Source organism: Paenibacillus sp. 01T431 (genome assembly GCF_056398625.1).
The window spans coordinates 69,151-90,427 of record NZ_JBFTPT010000023.1 but is presented as its reverse complement, the minus strand read 5'-3'; the positions used below and the strand labels follow the sequence as shown (position 1 = coordinate 90,427).

General features: G+C 46.0%; 20 protein-coding genes, 1 rRNA gene and 1 other RNA gene. 1 reads left to right on the top strand and 21 read right to left on the bottom strand.

The window, feature by feature from the left end:
- From AC1DM9_RS30125 to rpoE, 16 genes are all read right to left on the bottom strand, one after another.
- A 16S ribosomal RNA gene (locus AC1DM9_RS30125) occupies positions 1-130 on the bottom strand; the annotation flags it as partial.
- Between the two features lie 289 nt (positions 131-419).
- Positions 420-683, bottom strand: coding sequence for a pro-sigmaK processing inhibitor BofA family protein (locus AC1DM9_RS30120; protein ID WP_076271600.1), 264 nt, complete (start codon positions 681-683; stop codon positions 420-422).
- A complete protein-coding gene (locus AC1DM9_RS30115) occupies positions 680-928 on the bottom strand; it encodes a DUF2508 family protein (RefSeq protein WP_430053873.1) in 249 nt (82 codons plus the stop codon). Before AC1DM9_RS30115 ends, AC1DM9_RS30120 begins: the two co-directional genes overlap by 4 nt.
- 161 nt (positions 929-1,089) lie before the next feature.
- Complete coding sequence (gene recR / locus AC1DM9_RS30110) at positions 1,090-1,689, bottom strand: recombination mediator RecR (RefSeq protein ID WP_076271598.1); 600 nt, start codon at positions 1,687-1,689, stop codon at positions 1,090-1,092.
- Between the two features lie 134 nt (positions 1,690-1,823).
- Complete coding sequence (locus AC1DM9_RS30105; protein WP_054025909.1) at positions 1,824-2,135, bottom strand: YbaB/EbfC family nucleoid-associated protein; 312 nt, start codon at positions 2,133-2,135, stop codon at positions 1,824-1,826.
- A 24-nt stretch (positions 2,136-2,159) separates the two neighbouring features.
- Positions 2,160-3,950 carry a DNA polymerase III subunit gamma/tau gene (dnaX, locus tag AC1DM9_RS30100; RefSeq protein ID WP_477583754.1) on the bottom strand — a complete coding sequence of 597 codons (1,791 nt, stop codon included), beginning with the start codon at positions 3,948-3,950 and terminating at the stop codon, positions 2,160-2,162.
- A gap of 323 nt (positions 3,951-4,273) precedes the next feature.
- Positions 4,274-4,542, bottom strand: an RNA gene (ffs, locus tag AC1DM9_RS30095) — signal recognition particle sRNA large type.
- A gap of 67 nt (positions 4,543-4,609) precedes the next feature.
- Complete coding sequence (locus tag AC1DM9_RS30090) at positions 4,610-5,038, bottom strand: hypothetical protein (RefSeq protein WP_477583752.1); 429 nt, start codon at positions 5,036-5,038, stop codon at positions 4,610-4,612.
- 83 nt (positions 5,039-5,121) lie between these two features.
- Positions 5,122-5,319, bottom strand: a complete 198-nt coding sequence (gene rpmE, locus AC1DM9_RS30085; protein WP_339205996.1) for a 50S ribosomal protein L31 — start codon at positions 5,317-5,319, stop codon at positions 5,122-5,124.
- A gap of 144 nt (positions 5,320-5,463) precedes the next feature.
- Positions 5,464-6,717, bottom strand: a complete 1,254-nt coding sequence (locus tag AC1DM9_RS30080) for a radical SAM family protein (RefSeq protein WP_477583750.1) — start codon at positions 6,715-6,717, stop codon at positions 5,464-5,466.
- A gap of 21 nt (positions 6,718-6,738) precedes the next feature.
- Positions 6,739-8,073 (bottom strand): transcription termination factor Rho, encoded by a 1,335-nt coding sequence (rho, locus tag AC1DM9_RS30075; protein WP_339205993.1) that lies wholly within the window; start codon positions 8,071-8,073, stop codon positions 6,739-6,741.
- Positions 8,074-8,196: 123 nt separating this feature from the next.
- Positions 8,197-9,459 (bottom strand): UDP-N-acetylglucosamine 1-carboxyvinyltransferase, encoded by a 1,263-nt coding sequence (locus AC1DM9_RS30070; protein ID WP_076271592.1) that lies wholly within the window; start codon positions 9,457-9,459, stop codon positions 8,197-8,199.
- A 307-nt stretch (positions 9,460-9,766) separates the two neighbouring features.
- Positions 9,767-9,979 carry a class II fructose-bisphosphate aldolase gene (locus AC1DM9_RS30065; protein WP_477583748.1) on the bottom strand — a complete coding sequence of 71 codons (213 nt, stop codon included), beginning with the start codon at positions 9,977-9,979 and terminating at the stop codon, positions 9,767-9,769.
- A gap of 198 nt (positions 9,980-10,177) precedes the next feature.
- Entirely contained in the window at positions 10,178-10,576 is a 399-nt protein-coding gene (locus tag AC1DM9_RS30060; RefSeq protein ID WP_076271590.1) for a response regulator, read from the bottom strand.
- Positions 10,577-10,732: 156 nt separating this feature from the next.
- The gene (locus tag AC1DM9_RS30055; protein WP_339205989.1) at positions 10,733-12,334 is read right to left on the bottom strand and encodes a CTP synthase; all 1,602 of its coding nucleotides are present in this window, start codon (positions 12,332-12,334) and stop codon (positions 10,733-10,735) included.
- A gap of 490 nt (positions 12,335-12,824) precedes the next feature.
- The gene (gene rpoE / locus AC1DM9_RS30050; RefSeq protein WP_076271588.1) at positions 12,825-13,397 is read right to left on the bottom strand and encodes a DNA-directed RNA polymerase subunit delta; all 573 of its coding nucleotides are present in this window, start codon (positions 13,395-13,397) and stop codon (positions 12,825-12,827) included.
- A gap of 460 nt (positions 13,398-13,857) precedes the next feature.
- Here rpoE and AC1DM9_RS30045 point away from each other — a divergent pair, with 460 nt between their 5' ends.
- Positions 13,858-14,994, top strand: a complete 1,137-nt coding sequence (locus AC1DM9_RS30045) for a S8 family peptidase (RefSeq protein ID WP_339205988.1) — start codon at positions 13,858-13,860, stop codon at positions 14,992-14,994.
- 29 nt (positions 14,995-15,023) lie between these two features.
- Here the strand turns inward: AC1DM9_RS30045 and argS are convergent, their stop codons facing one another.
- From argS to speB, 5 genes are all read right to left on the bottom strand, one after another.
- Positions 15,024-16,703, bottom strand: a complete 1,680-nt coding sequence (gene argS, locus AC1DM9_RS30040; RefSeq protein WP_477551848.1) for an arginine--tRNA ligase — start codon at positions 16,701-16,703, stop codon at positions 15,024-15,026.
- Positions 16,703-17,176 carry a YwiB family protein gene (locus tag AC1DM9_RS30035; protein WP_477583746.1) on the bottom strand — a complete coding sequence of 158 codons (474 nt, stop codon included), beginning with the start codon at positions 17,174-17,176 and terminating at the stop codon, positions 16,703-16,705. The genes argS and AC1DM9_RS30035 overlap by 1 nt, the downstream gene beginning before the upstream one ends.
- A 76-nt stretch (positions 17,177-17,252) precedes the next feature.
- The gene (locus AC1DM9_RS30030) at positions 17,253-17,762 is read right to left on the bottom strand and encodes a DNA-deoxyinosine glycosylase (RefSeq protein ID WP_477583744.1); all 510 of its coding nucleotides are present in this window, start codon (positions 17,760-17,762) and stop codon (positions 17,253-17,255) included.
- 158 nt (positions 17,763-17,920) lie between these two features.
- Positions 17,921-20,188: a bifunctional 2',3'-cyclic-nucleotide 2'-phosphodiesterase/3'-nucleotidase gene (locus AC1DM9_RS30025; protein ID WP_477583742.1), complete on the bottom strand. Its 2,268-nt coding sequence runs from the start codon at positions 20,186-20,188 to the stop codon at positions 17,921-17,923.
- 196 nt (positions 20,189-20,384) lie between these two features.
- On the bottom strand, positions 20,385-21,254 hold the full coding sequence (gene speB, locus AC1DM9_RS30020) for an agmatinase (RefSeq protein WP_076271583.1): 870 nt from the start codon (positions 21,252-21,254) through the stop codon (positions 20,385-20,387).
- Between the last annotated feature and the right edge of the window lie 23 nt (positions 21,255-21,277).

The following is a 21,277-nucleotide window of genomic DNA, read 5'->3' as shown; positions in this document are numbered from 1 at the left end:
TACCCACGTGTTACTCACCCGTCCGCCGCTAAGCATCAGAGGTGCAAGCACCTCATCAACTCCGCTCGACTTGCATGTATTAGGCACGCCGCCAGCGTTCGTCCTGAGCCAGGATCAAACTCTCCAAATTGGTGTTTGAAATGCTCATTGCTTTTTTATCGCTTTTTTCGCTTATCCCGAAGGATTTGCGAGGCAGTTATTACTCGTTGTTCAGTTTTCAAAGAACAATTCATTCTTTCGTGTCAACCGCGTGTTTCGTATCGGCGACTTTTATAATATATCACATTCGCCCAAGTTAATGCAAGCTTTTTTTTAAATTCTTTTTTCGAAGCTTGTTTACTTACTCTTGGGGCGAGAACTAATGTAGCACATAATTGAATACAGAGTCAACCTTTTCCTTAAACCTTTTTTTAAATTTGCTAAACCACCACCCACTGGAGCCCAACGATTAAGGCTACTCCAGGTACACCTAATGTAAGTACAGTTCCTATCGTTATGGGGTTCAGCGGGATATACATCCCTGGAACAAGGCCTGAATAGTTTAACAAGTACAGCAAACCAGCCGCCAGAACAAGATGAAGCGAGAAGCTGCGCAGCCATCCCCACGATAACCTGTTCTTAAGCAGTACGACTGCTAACAGGAGAGAAGATCCAATAAAAATCGATAACCATATTGTCTTCACACTCTCACCCCTCTCCATGCTGGCCAGTTCTTGCTAGTACGCTTTGCCAATCGAAGCAGCATCTCATATCGCTTTTCTGCTGTGATCATACAATATATCGCGTAATCCACTTGATCCTTGCCGACTGCATAATTAAAGAAACGATTCGCATTTTCCCATTCACGGTGTGCCTCAACAATTTCGGCTCGGATGTCATCCATTTGGTTCATCCCTTTTTTTAATTCGAGCTGGCCTGTATTGCTCATATCTATCCCTCCCGCTTGTCCTCACTTCATAATGTTCATTACTATATGTATAAGCTTGGACATTAGAATAGAACGGGATATTAAAAGGAACACCTTATCAAAACGACAAAAACGGCAGATCGAGTAATTTCTCGACCTGCCGTTTTCTATATTGATTATGACTAGTTTATTTCTCTTCGACCTTCTAATGCTTTGGACAAAGTAACCTCATCTGCATATTCAAGATCACCGCCAACAGGCAAGCCATGCGCGATACGCGTAACTCGGATACCAAATGGCTTGATCAGCCGGGATAGATACATTGCTGTGGCTTCGCCTTCAATATTCGGGTTAGTGGCCAGTATAAGCTCCTGAACGCGTTCGTCGCTCAGCCTTCTTAACAGCTCAGCGATACGAATTTCGTCTGGACCGATGCCCTCCATAGGCGAAATTGCGCCTTGAAGCACGTGATAATGGCCTTGGAAGTCCTTCATACGCTCAATCGCAACAAGATCCTTAGACTCTTGAACAACACATATGATGGAGTTGTCACGTGATTTATCCTGACAGATTCTACATGGATCTGTATCGGTTATATTGCAACAAACCGAGCAATAGAACAAATTGCGCTTAACGCTTACTAGCGCCTTCGCAAAATCAATGACGTCGTCTTCCTTCATTCGAAGAACATGAAACGCCAGACGGGCGGCCGTTTTGGGTCCAATACCCGGTAATCGCGTAAAAGCATCAATTAACTTCGCTATCGGTTCTGGGTAATACAAAACTGGGTACAGCTCCTTTCAAGCAAAAAACGCCTTCGGTGTCCCCTGGACACTGAAGCAGCTTTGACGGAGAAATAAAAGATAAGTACACGTAATATACCTTCCTTTATTTCAAACAGAAGCAATACTGCTTCTTAGAACAATCCTGGAATTTTCATTCCGCCTGTGAATTTACCCATATCCTTATTCGCTAGATCATCCACTTTAGTTAGCGCATCGTTAACAGCTGTAAGGACAAGGTCTTGCAGCATTTCGACATCTTCCGGATCTACAGCCTCAGGTTTAATCGTAATGCTAAGAAGTTTCTTATGGCCGTTCGCAGATACGGTTACTACTCCGCCGCCCGCTGTTCCTTCAACCGTCTTTGTTTCCAACTCTTCTTGAGCCTTCATCATTTGATCTTGCATCTTCTTCACTTGCTTCATCATTTGGTTCATATTGTTCATTACAATTCACCTCATCATTAGAATTTAATCTTTATCCTTCACTACCACTAAATCTTCACCAAAAAGTTTGACGGCCTCTTCCACCCATACTGGCCGACTTGCAGCTTGTGGTGAAGCAGAAGATTCGGGCTCAAGCTGAAGCGTCTCGCTCTTCTGCGTACTAGCGCCTTGTGCCGCTGCCGCCTGCCAGTCCTTCATCATAACCGTAACAATACGGAATGAACCGCCGAGCACATCATGCATGACTTTCTCAATAATCTCGCGATTGGCCGGCTTCTCGGTCGTTTCTCGGTGCATTGTATTCTTGAATGCCACGAGAATGGCATCGTCAGCAGAAGCAACCGGCTCACCGTCTTTTAGCCAAGCATGGACCGTAATCTTAGCGTCCTTCACACCCTGCAGCACATCGTTCCACTTCATTCTGAATTGATTGAATTCTGGACTGCCTGCTGTTGCCAGGTACGGATCAAGCTTGACTGAAGACCGTACTATGCCGCCTGAGCCGCCGAATGAACTGCGAACCGCATTAGTACGTGCTGCTTGCTTGCTGGCCGCACTGTCAGCCGAAGAAGCGCTGTTCCCGCTACCTACTCCATTTTGAATCGCTTGCTCTAGTTTACGCTCCAATGCCTCAATCTGCTGACGCAAACGTCCTACTTCAGCTGATTGTCCGCCGCTTGATGCTGAAGCTGCTGTACTTGCAGAAGCCGCTCCGCCTGACGATTGCTCGTCATTTAATGTGCAAAGCTTCATAAGCGCTACTTCAAACAAGGTTTGAGGCTGCGAGGCATGCTTAAGCTCCACTTGATAACGGTTCAACGTATCAATCATAGCGAACAATCGCTCTGGAGTGAAGGCCTCCGCCATCATTTTGAAGCGTTCAGGATCAACGATCCTCTCTGTTACTGCGCCGCCCTGCGGAGCAAGCTTCATAACAAGCAAATCACGGAAATAATAAATTAAGTTTTCCATGCATTTGTCCGCACTTTTGCCGGCTTGCATCAAGCTTTCCACAAGCGGCATAACAGCTGCTACATGTCGATCCTTCACAGCTTCCGCCAGCTGGTAGAAATGATCAGCGGCCATGCCGCCTGTCACATCTACTGCCGCGTCGAGAGTAATGCGATCACCTGCAAAAGCAGAAACCTGCTCCAGCAAGCTGATCGCATCGCGCATTCCGCCTTCCGACAATCTTGCAATATAAGCAAGCGCATCTTCGTCGGCCTGTATGCTCTCTTCACGGCAAATCTTAAGCAAGTGCTGCGTCTGCTCTTCAAGCGATACCTGTCTGAAATCAAACCGTTGACAACGGGAGATAATCGTAGCAGGCAGCTTATGCGGTTCGGTCGTCGCCAAGATAAAGATAACATGCCCCGGCGGCTCCTCCAATGTTTTGAGCAAGGCGTTAAATGCCTCGGCCGTAAGCATATGTACTTCATCTATAATATAAACTTTGAACCGCACTTCTGAAGGTGCATATCGCACTTTATCACGAATATCACGAATTTCATCAATACCGCGATTAGATGCAGCATCAATCTCAATTACATCCATAATATGTCCCGCGGTAATCCCTATGCAAGCATCACATTCATTACATGGCTCTTCAGCCGGACCACGTTCACAGTTCACCGCTTTGGCTAATATTTTCGCAGCGCTTGTCTTCCCGGTTCCTCGCGGCCCATTAAAAAGATAAGCATGAGATACACGCTGCTCACGAATAGAATTTTGCAGCGTTTGAATAATATGCTGTTGTCCAACCATGTCCTGAAACGTCTGCGGACGCCAGGCACGGTATAAAGCGATATGTGACACGCAGACCTTTCCTTTCAAGTTGCCTTTTCATTTACAATAAGCAAAAGCACCTTCGGTCCAGTGGACGCTGAAATTGCTTTGCATTGCGAAATATAAGAGTAGTATTAGAAAATAATATACTTTCTTATATTTTAAACAATTGCTACTCCCCTATTATACAACAACTGTGTAGCAAGCAAAACTTTCTTTTGCTAAGACTTTACCCTATTAAAACAACATCTATAAACAAAAACACCTGCATTCGCTAATTTCGACAAAAACATCGAACAGCGATCACAGGTGCTACTTTTGCTATTAGCAAATCATATTAGAAAATTTTAGTACCGTGCACCTACTCCTGATAAATACGACCCAGGCGACATCCTTGCACTACAGCTCGAGTCAGGCACTCCCCCGGCACATGAACTAATTTACTTATGGCTGCTTCCTTCCGGACCTGACCAAGTTCATAAACGTCCATTGCGGAGGACCCAACTGTCAACACTGCTCGCAAGTGCCAAGACCCTACATCAGTATAACCTCAAGTAGGAATTCAACCTCGCTACAGCGGATTGCGAGTTACAGGGCACCGCTACCTCCCCATCTAGCACGGCAAAAATAAGTATAGCCGATTCCGTCCTAAAGCGCAACTCGCGGTTGAAATTGGACGAATGCCAGAGCTACCTTTTGGCTTCTACATGAACCTTATACCGAGGCATATTGTACTGAACGACCGACTGGGCCTTTGCTCGCAGCTCTTCGACTTGAACGTCAGACAGTGCTTTATTTGCTTTTACATTCACATGAAGATCGGTACCGTTAAAGTAAATTTGCGTGTGCTCGATGCCGGAAATCGGCTTCAACACCTGCTCAATGAATTTTCCATCTGCATTATAATTAAGATACTGATAACGATTCGGTAAATTGGGATTGCTGTTGGAATAACCCATGTATCCATCATGACCGTAGGTTTTCAGCCTGTTTTCTTGCTTGCTTCTTCCGTTCCCACATCCTGAGATCGTCATGGCTAACAGAAATAAGCAAGCCAGCAAGGCTGCCATTTGAAATAAACCAAATCGTTTACTCAAACCGAATGTTTGTTTATTCAATCAAAAAACCTCCCTTCTATCCAATAGGATGGCTGAGGGAGGCTCTTGTATTCTGCCAAATAAAGGCGGAACGATTTGTAGGATTAAATACCGTATTTCTTCTTGAAACGATCGACGCGGCCGCCAGCATCCAGGAACTTTTGCTTACCCGTGTAGAATGGGTGGCATTGGGAACAAACCTCTACGCGAAGACTCGGTTTAACCGAACCAGTCTCGAAGGAATTTCCACAAGCGCAAGTTGCTGTAATGATGTGGTATGTCGGATGAATAGCTTGTTTCATCTCGTTCACCTCTTTCTGCCCTGAATCGCATGCGGACTCAGAGTTAAATCGCACATCTCGGATTATAGCATGAACTTATTTGCTGTTGCAATGAATAATCAGTGATATGGTTAATATTAGCCGAATTTACTACCTAATAGGTACTTATCGACGTAATGCGGCTGGTGGAACATGTGTGTAAGAGCCAATAACTACACCCGGCAGCTCTTCACGGAAAATTTCAAGCATTTGCTTCATCCCGTATATTTCACCTTGTGCCTTAGGAATAATCGCTAAGTAGCTTTCAGGATCGATATTCAGGTTGCGCATTTGAATGAGTTTTAGTCCAGTACGCTTAACGAATCCAATCATCGCTTCTATTTCTTCCTCACGGTCAGTGACCCCTGGGAAAATCAAATAGTTGATCGACGTATATACACCATTGTCAGAAGCATATTTCAAAGACTTCTCAACATTTTTTAAGTTGTAGCCGCGAGGCTTATAGTAAGCATTATAGTGATCATCAAGTGCACTGATCGTACTTACGCGCATTAGATTAAGGCCTGCATCAACAATCGCGCGCATGAAATCAGTCAATCCCGCGTTCGTATTAATGTTAATGTATCCAAGCGAAGTTTGACTGCGAACACGCTTCATAGCCTCAACGATGATTTTAGCTTGTGTTGAAGGTTCCCCTTCACAGCCTTGACCAAAGCTAATGATGGATTCCGGCTCGCGCAAATGCTCAAGCATAATTTCAACGATCTCATCAACAGTCGGCTTAAAATTCATCCGCGTCTGTGGTGCAACAAATCCGCTATCGTCAGGTTGTTCAGAGATACATCCGAAGCAGCCTGCATTGCAAGAATACGATACCGGAACAGCACCCTCCCATCTTCCTAGAAACGTGTTGGAAGAGGTTAAGCACTCATAACCTAGAGCACAGTTCGACAGATGCTTATAAAGACGATTATCCGGATATTTAGCGAGAATACGCTCTACTTGAATACCAAGTTCGTCACGATCGCAATTAAGCGGATCCCATCTTTCAGGATCGTCACTTTGCTCAGCCGTTACATAAAAGTTACCGTCTTTCCATACGACAGCTGTATAACCGAACAATGGCAGCTTCTCGTTCTTGTCCGCTTTCACATAGCCCGGCAAGCATAGACGAGTAAAGCCTTGCGGAAGCAAGGCGCCGACTGCTTGAGCTCCGCCTTGCAATGCCTGCATCTCACCCGTGCTCGGATTAAGACCAATGGGTCTAGTGAAGGGCAGGCTAACAAGAGTTGCTCCATTAGGAAGCGGAATTAATTCCTCCTCCATAATTTCGACAATCATATCGCCGCTTCTTCCCAAAGCTATAAAGTCGGGATGGTCAAATACATTTCCGTTTTTATCCGCATATACGAGATTCATGTTGTTCTCCCTCCTGCGGTCTTACGATCCGTGCGTAGTTCTAGGCGTAGGACGCCTGCTGGTCGCTGTAGTACTGCTCTTTATACCGGACCGCTCCGGCTTCGCTTCAACTGTTGTATCAAGAGACATGAGGAACTGTTCGTTGTTCTCACTATCTTTAAGTTTCTTCAAGAAATTATCTACATAATCAGGCGTATCCGTCATTCCTCTGCGGATGGCCCAAACCTTCTCCAGCTCTTCCTTCGTAAGCAGCATTTCCTCACGTCTAGTTCCAGATCTGCGCAAATCAAGCGCAGGGAAAATACGACGCTCAGAAAGCTTACGGTCTAGATGGAGCTCCATATTACCCGTACCTTTAAATTCTTCATAAATGATGTCATCCATACGTGAGCCTGTTTCGATCAACGCAGTCGCAAGTATAGTCAAGCTTCCGCCCTCTTCCACGTTTCGAGCCGAACCAAAAAACCGTTTTGGACGGTGGAACGCTGCTGGATCAATACCGCCGCTAAGCGTACGACCAGATGGAGGAATAACCAAGTTATACGCCCTAGCAAGACGGGTGATACTATCCATCAAGATGACAACGTCCTTCTTATGCTCAACAAGACGAAGCGCTCGCTCAAGTACAAGCTCTGCTACTTTGATATGGTTCTCGGGCAGCTCATCAAATGTGGAGGCGATAACTTCACCCTTCACGGAGCGCTGCATATCAGTAACTTCCTCTGGACGCTCATCAATAAGCAGAACGAACAATTTGATATCGGGACGATTTTCGGAAATGCTGTGGGCGATTTCTTTAAGAAGCAAGGTTTTACCTGTCTTCGGAGGAGCAACAATTAGACCGCGTTGGCCAAGTCCTACAGGAGCAAGCAAATCCATCATTCGAGTGGAAAGCTTCGACTGTGTCGTCTCAAGCACTAGCTTCTTTTCTGGATAAAGAGGAGTAAGCGCAGGAAAGTGCAATCGTTCGGAAGCCGTTTCCGGATTTTCGCCGTTAACAGCATTTACTTGCAATAGACCAAAATAACGCTCATTCTCTTTCGGCGGACGGCATTTACCTGAAACAAGATCGCCGCTTCTCAAATCAAATCTGCGAATTTGTGATGCTGAAATATAAATATCTTCCTTGCTCGGCAAATAGTTAATAGGCCGTAAAAATCCGAAGCCTTCTGACAAAATATCGAGGACGCCTTCCATGAACATAAGGCCGCTCTTCTCTGCTTGCGCTCGAAGAATTGCAAAAATTAATTCCTTCTTCTTAAGTGTTCCGTAATAGGGAACTTGAAATTGCTTCGCCAATTTATAAAGGTCGGTCAATTTCATCTCTTCTAGATCTGCGATCTGAAGGTCTGTCATGTTCTCACCACTTTATTTAATTTTCATTATGATTTTGTATATCTAGTAAAATCATAGGATTGATTATCCATCATTGCCGAATTAGACGCCGTCTATTCCACAGCGTCCGCATCGTCCTATTCCTTATGAAGTGGCTTCCGTTTCACGCCATACTTCCGCACCCAGGCGGCATAAGTTTTCTACTAGATTATCATAACCTCGGTCAATATATTCGACGCCCGAAATTTCAGTAACGCCTTCTTCAACAGTCAAAGCAGCGACAACAAGTGCAGCCCCTGCGCGTAAATCAGCAGCCTTAACTTTTGCAGCACTCAGCTTGCCGCCTTCAATAACAGCTGAACGGCCCTCAACACGAATATCCGCTCCCATGCGAGTGAGCTCAGGAACATGCTTAAATCTAGTACCGTATACATAATCAGTTAAAATACTGACTCCATTCGCTTGTGTAAGCAAGGTTGTCATTGGAGATTGTAAGTCCGTAGGGAAACCAGGGTACACAAGTGCCTTTACATCAATGGACGAATAATTAGGTCCGCCAATAATTCGGATGGATTCATCCATCTCAATAACTTGAACACCCATCTCTTCAAGCTTAGCGCTCATCGCTTCCAAGTGCTTCGGAATAACATTATCAATAAGGACATCGCCGCGCGTTGCTGCAGCTGCAATCATATACGTACCGGCTTGAATTCGATCGGGAATAATGGAATGGCGGCAGCCATGCATCTGATCGACGCCTTCAATACGAATCGTCTCAGTCCCGGCACCTTTGATTTTTGCGCCCATGGCATTAAGGAGAGTAGCTACATCTATAATTTCAGGCTCTTTTGCCGCATTTTCAATAATCGTTATTCCTTTGGCCCGCGAGGCAGCTAGCATGATATTAATCGTTGCTCCAACACTTGAAACGTCAAGGTAAATCTTTGCACCTCGTAATTGCTCAGCATGAATTCGAATAGATCCATGATCATTAGTTACCGTGGCACCTAGTGCTTCAAACCCTTTAATATGCTGATCGATAGGTCTAGGCTCAAAGTTGCAGCCCCCTGGCATTCCGATTGTCGCTTCACCAAATCTACCAAGCATTGCCCCCATCAAATAATAGGATGCACGCAGCAATTTCACTTTGCCGTTTGGCATCGGTTTGGAGACAAGCGCGGAAGGATCAATGCGCATCATATCGCCGTCACGCTTTACGACAGCACCAAGCTCCTGCAAAATTTCACTGTATACAGCTACATCACTTATAATAGGCAAATTATCCAACACAACTTCTGATTCTGCTAAAATAGCAGCAGGTACAAGAGCCACCGCGCTGTTCTTGGCTCCGCTGATTTGAACGGTACCGCGAAGCGGCCGTCCACCGCGTATCATCAATTTCTCCATCTAATTATAGTTCCTCCCGTAGATTGGAAGAGAATAAAGGAAAAACCGCCAAAGCAAGCGAGTGTTAAACCCACTTGCCGTTATGAGGCGGTTTATTCCTTTGCTCCTGTTATTACACTTAGTTGTTACTTCCGAACAAACGGATTTTTGTTAGTAACAGCCAGCTTCTCAATTCGCACAGCTGTCATGTATTGGCGTAGTTCCAATGAATCAGCGTTAGCTATTTGTTTTCTTGGAATTGTATTTGTAAAAGCAACATGTTTCTCTCAATGGTATACTGCAACTGAAATTAATATCATGATCAAAATCAAATCGATTGGAAGACTAGATTTTTTTTGGCCCCGGCACACGCCATTGCAGCAGTGAATTGAATGCCCATATATTTCAAGGCGCTTTCGCTGACCTTACAAATAAACGGTGATTTTTCTTCCTTAGCAGCTTCAACAATCGTTTGTGCAATTACCCTGATGTCTGTGTTGAACTGGACTACTGTTTCTCGCTTGCTATAAGCGCCTGGCAAAATTCATTCATAGGAACTAACAAGATCGATGTCTTCCTCGTAAATGTTATCTTTCTTCCTCCAGCTCGGTCCGACTTGTCATTCTGAGACATTATAACATAATGAGCCTTGGAATAGTAAAGCTTGTTTTGCTATTGCCAATAAATGAAAAAAACGACATCGCCTTCAAGTAAGAGACGATGCCGTTTATTTGCTAAATCAGGAGCCTATTGCAAAACGACTTGTGGAGTTGCCGCCTCGCAGCTGCATATTAACCGCAATTCGCATCTCATCGATGTCGAAAGGTTTCGTAAAGTGCATTAATGCCCCGAGATCCGTCGCTTCTTTAATCATATCCAATTCACCATATGCGGTCATCATGATGACTTTAATGTTTCGGTCGATAGCTTTCACATGCTTTAAAATTTCCAGACCATCCATGCCGGGAATTTTCATATCCAACAGAACAAGATCAGGAGCATCGTTCTTGACGATTTCCAAAGCCAGCTTGCCATTAGACGCTTGGAACGTATTATAGCCCTCGCTGCTGAAAACTTCCATAAGCAATACGCGAATACCGTTCTGATCATCAACGATCAACACTTTCTTCTTATCCAACTCCAAATCCCCCCGCAAATGAGTTTACCCAGAAAATGGCCAACTCTTCCATAATCGTTAATATATTCGCTAAAGTGGGTATATAATCCTTCTCGTTAAGAGAAAAACTTATCTGTTGTTGTTAAAGAATCTGCCATTGATCAAAAATGCAATATATTACTCAGAATGGTTAAGCGCTGCTTGTACAAATCCGCGGAATAATGGCTGCGGACGGTTCGGTCTAGACTTGAATTCCGGGTGGAATTGAACAGCCAAGAACCAAGGATGATCAGCCATTTCCACAACCTCAACAAGACGGCCGTCTGGGGAAGTTCCAGAAATAGTAAGACCAACAGATTCAATCGCTTCACGGTACTCATTGTTAAATTCATACCGGTGACGGTGACGCTCATAAACGAGCTCGTCGCCATATTCACGCTCAGCAAGCGTGCCTGGCTTAAGTTTACAAGGGTAGAGACCAAGACGCATCGTGCCACCCATATCTTCAACATCCTTCTGATCCGGCAGCAAATCAATAACCGGATATGGAGTGGATGAATTAATTTCAGAGCTATTCGCACCAGCTAGTCCCGCCACATTGCGAGCATACTCAATGACAGCTACCTGCATGCCAAGGCAAATGCCGAAGAACGGAATTTTGTTTTCACGAGCATATTTAATCGCTGTAATCTTGCCTTCAATACCGCGATCGCCAAAGCCGCCTGGCACAAGAATACCATTAACGCCTCTAAGCTGCTGGTGGGCGTTCTCTTCCGTAAGCTCATCTGCATGCAGCCAACGAATTTTCACTTCTGAGTCGGAAGCAATACCCGCATGCTCTAGCGACTCTACAATACTGAGGTACGCATCATGCAACGAGACATATTTACCAACAATTGCAATTTCCGTCTTCTTATGAAGCGACTTCACACGCTGAACAAGGCTTTCCCATTCGCGCATATCCGGCTGTTCTGTCTTAAGCTTCAGATGATTAACAACGATCTCGTCGAGGCCTTCCTCACGAAGCATCAATGGCACTTCATACAAAGTGGACGCATCGCGGCATTCCACGACTGCATTCGCATCGATATCGCAGAACAAGCCAATTTTACGTTTCAAATCTTCAGCAAGCGGATGCTCTGTACGGCATACGATTACGTTCGGTTGAATACCGATGCTGCGCAATTCCTTAACACTATGCTGCGTCGGTTTTGTTTTCACTTCACCTGCCGCTTTGATGTAAGGAATAAGCGTTACGTGGATGTACATTACATTGTCGCGCCCGATATCGCTTTTAATTTGACGAATAGCTTCAAGGAAAGGCAAGCTTTCGATATCACCAACCGTACCGCCGATTTCTGTAATTACAACATCAGAACCCGCTTCTTTGCCCGCACGGAATACACGGTCTTTAATTTCGTTCGTAATATGCGGGATTACCTGAACAGTTCCACCCAAGTAGTCGCCGCGGCGCTCTTTGGTAATTACGTTGGAATAGATTTTGCCGGACGTCACATTGTTGTTCTTCGACAAGTTAATGTCGATAAACCGTTCATAGTGACCAAGATCCAAATCTGTTTCTGCACCATCATCGGTAACGAATACTTCTCCGTGCTGATATGGACTCATCGTTCCTGGGTCGACGTTGATGTATGGATCAAACTTCTGAATCGTTACTTTGAGGCCCCTGTTCTTCAGCAATCGGCCAAGCGAGGCTGCTGTTATCCCTTTGCCCAAGGACGACACTACGCCGCCGGTTACAAAAATATATTTGGTCACTGTGATGATACCCTCCAAGCCCTATGGTTAATGTTTAGGTTTGCCCATTTACTCGATAAACATGGATGCGGATACACTCCGCCTATCCATCCAATTTGTGGGAATGCATCCTACAGACCCATCCCTCACAAACAAAAAAAGTGACACCCGTAGCAACGGGGCACTTTTCCTTTTTTGGCATATATAAAAATACAAGCAAGCATCAGCAATGCGTTATGCTCTACTTCTATTTCACCGCGAAACTTGACCTTCTCGTCAAAAGACGAAAACGAGTCGTTTGCGCTTGTATGCGTTATTTGTTAACCGAATCTTAAGCCCATGAGATAGTTTACTCTGCGCTCCTAGCAACTGTCAAGCGAAACTGACTGGATATTCCTCACGCCAGTTCAAACGACTAAGCCATCTGTATAGAGCAGAGCTCGTACCGCAGAAAAGTATAAGAAGGAGGATAAGCTGGGTGCTTAAACCGCCTTATACTTTCAGCAAACATTTACTTGTCAGACTCGTCGTCGTCTTCAAATTCCTCATCATCCGACTCATCATCATCCGCATCGAGTTCACCGTCGACTTCTTCCTCGTCCAGCTCCTCGTCGTCGATTCCAACTTCCTCATCGACTTCAGCTTCCTCTTCTGCCTCTTCGAAGTCCTCGCGGTCCTCGTCGAATACATCGTAGTCTTCTTCAGCCTCTGCGTAAGTATCCTCTTCTTCGTCCGCAAATACATCATCATCTTCGAGATCATCATCATCGTTAATGATACGCGTACGCTTCGCATTACCTACAGGATCTTCAGAACGCTCAACTGGATACCAGCGTTTCAGTCCCCACATGTTGCTGCCAACGCAAGCGAAACGTCCATCAATGTTGATTTCTGTATACACTTGGGCGATGAACTGGTTGATTCCGTCTGCGGAAAGACCGCGTATTTTAGCGATCTCCATCATTAGATCGCGATAGTAGTAAGGCGTATTAGCCGCTTTCAGCACTTCAAAGGCCAAATCGACCATAGGCATTTCCTTCATACGTTCAGGATCCAGCTTTAACGTGAAATTGCTGCTGCTCATATGGACACATCCTCTCTTGCCATTCAATTTATGTACTCGTTCTTACCTATAAAATGCAAGGATCGTGTACGTTATTCTCTTATACACCGCTCACATTTAATCGCAAAACGATCGGTAACTGCCAGAGGCTCGCACCCGTCGTTTACGCTAGTCACAGTATAGTAAAACCTATTTCCTGCAAAAAAGCAAGCGGACCACGCTGCTGCAGTATAGCTTGGACTTCTATGCAAAAAGCGAAAGGATAGTCCTTCCGCTTTGACTGTATCCATCCGGCCATGACACGAGGCAACGCACCTTGGTCGTAAGAGCCCCTGAGAACTCTTTGTTCATCGTATGTCCCCAGTCGATTTTTGACACGGTTTTCAGCCTAATTATGTGAAAAAAGGCAAGTTGCTCATGCGTTATAGAGCGCTCGTTCATACAATAGTTCAGCATGGTCCGTCGGGAGGGGAAGCCAAGTTTGGACACCGTCGCTTTTATCCGTATGTTGCAGGATACGATGGCTCGCACGGACACAACGACTGTTAAGCGTATCATTCGCTTTCAGCGTGCGAGCGACTACCGATACTTCCTACAGCAATTGCCTAAAGTCACTTCATCATCTTTACCGCAAAAAAGCATTAGACAAATGCCCAGCATTCTTGGAATAGCCTGCACATTGCCGGCCGAGGAATCATTAGAGCGATTCGCCGGGCGTGTTTGGATTGAGAAAGATTGTAAAATCAGCGTGCATTCTTCTCCACAAAAGTCGATTATTGTAGATAAGGGCATCCCCTGGGGTGTAAACCAGATTAAAGCCCCGCTGGCTTGGAGCACGACAACCGGTCACCGGGTCAAAGTCGGCGTCATCGATACAGGAGCTGATTTCAGCCATCCAGATCTTCGCCAATCACTCTCTAGGGGCATCAATCTTCTTAATCGCAGCATGCTCCCTCATGATGATAATGGTCATGGTACACATATAGCAGGTACCATCGCCGCAGCAAATCAATTACAGGGCATGATTGGCGTAGCCCCGCGGGCGTTAATCTCGCCTGTCAAAGCTTTTGACCATAATGGGAGCGCCTTCGTATCCGACATTATTCTCGGTATTGAATGGTGCATCCGCAATCGCATGAACGTCATCAACATGAGCTTCGGTATGAAGACAAAAAGCAAAGCGCTGCTTGGAGCTGTCATTAACGCTCACAATGCAGGCGTCATTATCGTTGCTTCCTCCGGCAATGACGGGAAGCGCCGTTCCGTTGATTATCCGGCACGCTACCCTCAAACGATTGCTGTTGGCGCTACGAATAAACTCCGCCGCGTTGCACCTTTCAGCAATCGAGGCTCCTATATTGACGTTTACGCGCCTGGCGACAAAATCGTATCCGCATGGCTGCGCGGCAAATACAATGAAATGAGTGGAACCTCCATGGCCACCTCGCATGTCAGCGGAGCAATCGCGCTTCTGCTCGCACATAAGCCGGGACTTACGCCTACCGAGATCAAGACAATTATTAAACGATCCGTTCAGCCCCTTAGAGGCAGTAAAGCCCGCCGAACGATCGGCGAGCTTGACGTGATGCGTATGATGCAAACCGTGGATAAAGTATGAGTCCACGGTTTATTTTTATGAAACAAAGCTTACATGCGTTCTGGAGCAGAAACGCCGACCAAACGAAGCACGTTCGCAATAGCGATACGTACGGCTCCAAGCAAGGCTAAGCGTGCTTGCGATTGCTCAGCATCTTCTGTGATGACGCGCTCCGCTCTATAATAGCTGTGGAACTGGGAAGCCAGCTCGTATACATAACGAATAAGACGATGAGGCGCATATTGTGCTGCAGCCTCAGAGATCTCCTGCGGCAGCTCACCAACTTTACGAAGAAGATCGAACTCGCCCTCGGCAGTCAGCTTGCTGAAATCGATAGTGTCCGTGGATTTAAGAACAATGCCTTGTTCCTCCGCTTGTCTGAAAATACTGCAAATCCGAGCGTGCGCATATTGAACATAGAACACAGGGTTCTCATTTGAAGTAGAGATCGCCAAATCCATATCGAAATCAAGATGCGAATCCATGCTCCGCATGGAGAAGAAGTAACGAATCGCATCGATGCCCACCTCATCCATCAAATCCTGCATGGTAACCGCTTTGCCCGTACGCTTCGACATTTTCATTTTCTCGCCGTTCTGGAACAAGCTGACCATCTGAGCAATTAACACGGTCAGTTTCTTCGGATCGTTGCCTAGTGCCTCCATCGCTGCTTTCACACGCGGAATGTAGCCATGATGATCGGCACCCCAAATGTTGATCATCTGATCGAAGCCGCGCCCGTATTTATCCATATGATATGCGATATCCGGTGTCAAATAGGTATATGAGCCGTCATTTTTCACGAGCACGCGGTTTTTGTCGTCTCCAAAAGTCATGGTAGACAGCCATGTCGCTCCTTCTTCTTCATAGACATGCCCTGTCGCCTTCAGCGTTGCAAGACCTTGCTCCACTTGTCCGCTCTCGTATAATGCTGTTTCACTGTACCAAACGTCAAAGCCGACGCGGAATCTTCCGAGATCGCGTTTAATTTTATCAAGCTCCCGCTCAAGGCCAAACTGGCGGAAAAACGTAAAACGTTCTTGATCAGGCAATTCCAGCAGCTTATCGCCTTCTTGCTCGACAAGAAGTTTTGCAAAACCAATGATGTCCTCGCCATAATAACCATCCTCCGGCATTTCCGCCGCTTGACCAAGCGCTTGACGGTAACGAGCTTCGATGGATACAGCTAGGTTCTCCACCTGCTTGCCCGCATCATTAATATAATATTCGCGCGTAACCTCATATCCCGCATAATCAAGTACATTGCACAATGCATCGCCAACCGCGGCACCGCGAGCATGTCCAAGATGCAGGCTGCCCGTCGGATTCGCGCTCACGAATTCTACCTGTACACTTTTGCCGGAACCATCCGAAGTACGTCCGTAGTTTTCTCCCGCTTCAAGCGCTGCAGCCACAACCGGATAGAGATAGCTGTTATCCATACGGAAGTTAATAAAGCCCGGGCCTGCAATTTCCGCTGCTTGAATAGAAGCTTGCTTCGTATCCAAATGCGCAATAATCGCCTCAGCGATTTGACGAGGATTTTTCTTCGCCAGCTTCGTCAACTGCATCGCTGCATTTGTTGCCAAATCACCGTGCGATTTATCCTTAGGAACTTCGAGCACAAACGCTGGAAGCTCTTCCCGCGCCGCCAAACCAGCCGCTACCGCTGCATCAGCGATCGCTGCTTTGACTTGTTCATACATCTTCTCTAATACATTTGCATTCATTAATTTTGTTCCTCCTGTATATGGAGCCGGATATGAAACCGACCCGACATTTGATCACCAACGTACAATTCATACTCCCATTCAAGTGTAAAAGGCAGCTGATCGGGCAATGTGTCCATCGCTTTCATTACACCATCTTCACCCGGCGCATGAAGCCGCAGCTGCAGCGTTTCTGCTTCAAGCGATAAAGATGTCATTTGTGATTGATAGCTGCCAGCTCTCCTATGTCCAGGAACAAAAAGCTGCTCTGATTCTATAGCGCCGCGCCGCACAACTGACATTTCTTCCGGCCGGAATCGAATAAGCGTCCGTATTTCACCAGCTTCTGTATCGCCTTCCACTGCCGGCTCGATGTAGCGGATAAATATGGATTTCTCCTTGCGGAACCAATCCCCTTTGTAAGCATGAGAATGCGAGCTTCCATCCTGCACACTCTCCAATGTAATTCGCACTTTCCTGCTGTCTGCCATCATCTTGCTCCTGTTATCAGTCTAATCTTATGTAACTACTATATACAGGTAGGCTCCGAATTTCAACGCTAGAGCCCGGTTAACTTGTTGCAAACGGTACGATTTCACGCCATGCCTCCACACGATCCTCGAGCGTTCGCATACGCGGAGTTGGAATCGGACTGGAGGAAGGCAGCTTGAGTAACGTAATGTTTCGAAAGCTTTCATGCCCTTTATAAAATTTCTGAAAGGTATCGTATGCCTTGCTTCCGTTAAATGCAAAGCAGCGCAGCTCTGGATATTTGGCTACAAGCTCCGGCAGCTTCTGCGGTACGATTCCACGTATGTTCACATCCAAGCTGCCTTCGCGCTCGCAAGATTCGATAACATCCCATAACGCTAAGCGATGCTCCTTTAAGAAAGCGAGACGGTTGTCATACACTGGGTCTGGGTCTGACTCATTGAATAAACGATATATTATTTTCCACATAAAATTTTGCGGGTGTCCATAAAATTGCTTATGCTCAAGCGATTTTACGCTTGGTGCTGTCCCAAGAATCAACACGCGTGATCGCTCATCGATAACAGGCGGAAACGAATAAATGCGCATGTCGTATAGCCCCCTAATCTATTTTTAAAAGCAGCAATAACGTCTTATTATAAGCCCATTCTAGCCTTGATCATACGATCGCATTTTCTGTTTGTATTAGAAAAAGACGCTTCCCGCTAAGATTACGCGGAAAACGTCTTTTTATCAATGCGAATCGATTATTTGGCCGGAATCTTTATGCTTTGACCCGGATAGATTCTATTCGGGTTCTTTAGCTTATTGTAGCTGGCTAATTTCTGCCACGTCGTTCCGTGCTCCAAAGCTATTGCATACAGAGTGTCCCCTGCTTTAACCGTATAAACCGAAGCTTGAGGAGTCGTTGGAACAGAAGTCGTTGGCTTCTCAGGTTTAGCTGGCTCTGTCGGCTTCGTTGGTGTTGTTGGTGTTGTTGGTGTTGTTGGTGTTGTCGGTTTTGTTGGTTCTACCGGCAACACTACTGACTTCGCACTTAGATTAAGCTTAAACTCTGCATAACCGTCAGCTGTATCACCCGTGTAGGAAGTCAACTTATTCGCTTCCGCTGCACTCTTTGCTTCCGGTGACGTCTTGATTGTCACATTCACGGTGTCATTAATTGCCGCTAGCGACCAGTTGCCATCCGCTGCCGGATCAATCGTCTTGAAGGAGCGAATGTAGTCAATGACAACCTGGCGGTTCTCATCCGGGGAAGCAAGGATAATACGTTTGCCGTCCGGGTTAGCGAATTTGCTGGAAGATGCACGGTAGTTGTTCGTTGCAACAACGAACTTCTGATCCGCCTTAATTGGTTTTCCTTCAAACTGCAAATTAACGATCCGCTTCGCGCTTTCGTTCTTGAGCGCGCCGCCAGCTTCATACTTCGTCGGTTGTGCAACATCGATCTGATAGGTCACACCGTCAATGACATCGAAGTTGTACGTTGGAAAATCATAATTGATCAGCTCTTGCTTCTCTGTGCTCGCTGCATCGATCTGCTTGAATTGACCAGCTGACCACTCGAGCCATTCTTTAATCTCCGCTCCTGTGACGAGTACAGCATTCACAGTATTCGAGTACAAATACAAATCGGCAACATTCTTGATTGCAATATCGCCCGCCTGAATATTGGTATAATAGTTCGGTCCTTGGCGGCCGCCAGCCTTAAACGGCGCTCCTGCCGAAAGAACAGGAAGCCCTTCATATTCCGTTCCCTGCAGCTGCTTCTCTACATACCATTTTTGTGCATTCGTAACGATTTGAATGGATGGATCATCTTGAACAAGAGCAAACCAGCTGTTGATTGACGCTGTCGTCTTGCCGACAGGCCCTCGCACATACGCCAGCGTATGCTCATGATCCTCTTTCACCGCATCGACAACAGCTTTGTCAGCTTCTACAAGAGGTACCTTATTTACCGCATCAAAGATAGGCTTAACCGTGCTTTTCGAATCGACAACGGCCCATTTCCCATCCTTGTTCTCCAGTGTTAAATCAATAATCCCAAGATTATTTCCCCAGAAGCCCGGTTCAACCGCAGGCACTCCGTTAATCGTTCCTTTGGCGAGATCGACACCCGTTTTTCCTTCAAACGATTTGTCAGGGAATACTTTATGCGCATGTCCGAACAAAATCGCATTAATGCCAGCAACTTTGCTTAAATAAAGCACCGAATTTTCCATGAGCTCTGATTGCGGGATATCTTCAAAGCCCGAGTGCGGAATCGCAACAATGATATCCGCTCCCTTCGCTTTCATTTCCGGCACAAACTTTTCTGCCGTTTTGACAACATCCTTAACGATAACCTTGCCTTCTAGATGAGCTTTGTCCCATGTTGTAATTTGCGGAGGCACAAATCCAATCACGCCAACCTTCAGCTTATGCTTCGCGCCCTTGCTGTCTGTTACCTCTTTATCAATAATGAGATAAGGCTTAAACAAATTAACATCATTCGTCTCATCCTTGTCTCCATCTACTTTATAAATGTTTGCATTTACATAAGGAAAGTCTGCGCCCGCGAGCGAGGTGTCCAGAAACGATAAGCCATAATTGAATTCATGATTGCCTAAGTTGCCTGCATCGTAGTTAAGCAAATTCATAGCTTTGTACACCGGATGCGTCTCGCCCTGCTTCAGCTTATCAACAGTAGCGACATAATCACCTAGGGGATTTCCTTGAATCAAATCGCCATTATCAAATAATAGACTGTTCGGAGCTTCCTCCCGCGCTTTCTTGATGAGCGTAGCCGTCTTCGCGAACCCATATTCATCAGTAGGCTTGTCCGCAAAATAGTCATAGTTCATCATGTTCACGTGCAGGTCCGACGTTTCCATAATTCGCAGTTGCACTGTATTCCCTGCACCCGCATCAGCCATTGCCGTGAACGGCATAGCTCCTAGACTAACGGTAATAGCAGCAGCTAAAGCACCCTTCCACACCGATTTGTTAACCAACAAAAACGCCTCCTTCATTCTCTTTCTATTAATAAGATGCTCTGCTGCAAGCACAAGATGAAATAATGTTTTCCTACAATATATTAATTTAAATATTCTGAATTGTCATTTATTTATTTTGTTAATCCAAAGTACCCTTTTACAATAAAAAAAAAGGCTTCACGCCACGCGGATAAATGACCGCTGGCAGTGAAGCCTTCACTCTATTTAATGACTATTTCAAAAAGCCTAGAAGCATCTCGCGAATAACCTTCGCCGCAACAATTTGCGTTTGCTCCGTCGGATCATAAGCTGGTGCAACCTCAACGAGATCGAAGCCCACAATGTTCACGCCGGATCGTGCAATGGCATGAACGGATTCAATAAGCTCCTTCGACGTAATGCCGCCCGCTTCCGCTGTACCTGTACCTGGTGCTGCAGATGGATCAAGCACATCTATGTCGATCGTTAAATAAACCGGACGTCCTTCGAGCTCAGGAAGCACCTTCTTAAGCGGCTCCAAAACCTCGAACGGATGGAAGTTGATGTTCTCGCGTGCATATTGCCACTCTTCGCGCGATCCTGAACGAATACCGAACTGGTAAATGTTCTGTCCACCCATAAGACCAGCTGCTTTGCGCAGCGGCGTAGAGTGAGACAATGGCTCGCCTTCATACGACTCGCGCAAATCAGCGTGAGCGTCGAAGTGAATGATCGCAAGATCAGGGTACTTTTTGTACACCTCTTGGAAGATCGGCCAAGAAACAAGATGTTCGCCGCCGAGACCAACAGGAATTTTTCCGTCGTCTAGCACACCGCGAACGAATTCGCCGATGATTTCCAGACTGCGCGCTGCGTTTCCGAAAGGAAGCAGCAAATCACCAGCATCGAAATATTCAATATCCTCGAGGCTGCGATCTAGGTAAGGGCTGTATTCTTCAAGTCCAATCGACACTTCGCGAATGCGAGGAGGGCCGAAACGGGAGCCTGGACGGAAGCTAACCGTGAAATCCATCGGCATGCCGTAGATAACCGCTTTGGAAGCTTCGTAGTTGTCAGAGCTCAAAATGAAGACATTGCCTGAATATTTTTGATCCAATTTCATGAGGTATGTCCCTCTCTTTCCTG

What these genes read in the sequence shown, in the direction of transcription:
- AC1DM9_RS30030 (WP_477583744.1), bottom strand. Translation starts at nt 17,762, where the DNA reads ATGCGCATTTATTCGTTTCCGCCTGTTATCGATGAGCGATCACGCGTG.
- argS (WP_477551848.1), bottom strand. Translation starts at nt 16,703, where the DNA reads ATGAATGCAAATGTATTAGAGAAGATGTATGAACAAGTCAAAGCAGCG.
- rho (WP_339205993.1), bottom strand. Translation starts at nt 8,073, where the DNA reads ATGACAGACCTTCAGATCGCAGATCTAGAAGAGATGAAATTGACCGAC.
- speB (WP_076271583.1), bottom strand. Translation starts at nt 21,254, where the DNA reads ATGAAATTGGATCAAAAATATTCAGGCAATGTCTTCATTTTGAGCTCT.
- rpmE (WP_339205996.1), bottom strand. Translation starts at nt 5,319, where the DNA reads ATGAAACAAGCTATTCATCCGACATACCACATCATTACAGCAACTTGC.
- AC1DM9_RS30080 (WP_477583750.1), bottom strand. Translation starts at nt 6,717, where the DNA reads ATGAATCTCGTATATGCGGATAAAAACGGAAATGTATTTGACCATCCC.
- AC1DM9_RS30070 (WP_076271592.1), bottom strand. Translation starts at nt 9,459, where the DNA reads ATGGAGAAATTGATGATACGCGGTGGACGGCCGCTTCGCGGTACCGTT.
- AC1DM9_RS30105 (WP_054025909.1), bottom strand. Translation starts at nt 2,135, where the DNA reads ATGAACAATATGAACCAAATGATGAAGCAAGTGAAGAAGATGCAAGAT.
- AC1DM9_RS30025 (WP_477583742.1), bottom strand. Translation starts at nt 20,188, where the DNA reads ATGAAGGAGGCGTTTTTGTTGGTTAACAAATCGGTGTGGAAGGGTGCT.
- rpoE (WP_076271588.1), bottom strand. Translation starts at nt 13,397, where the DNA reads ATGAGCAGCAGCAATTTCACGTTAAAGCTGGATCCTGAACGTATGAAG.
- AC1DM9_RS30115 (WP_430053873.1), bottom strand. Translation starts at nt 928, where the DNA reads ATGAGCAATACAGGCCAGCTCGAATTAAAAAAAGGGATGAACCAAATG.
- AC1DM9_RS30035 (WP_477583746.1), bottom strand. Translation starts at nt 17,176, where the DNA reads ATGATGGCAGACAGCAGGAAAGTGCGAATTACATTGGAGAGTGTGCAG.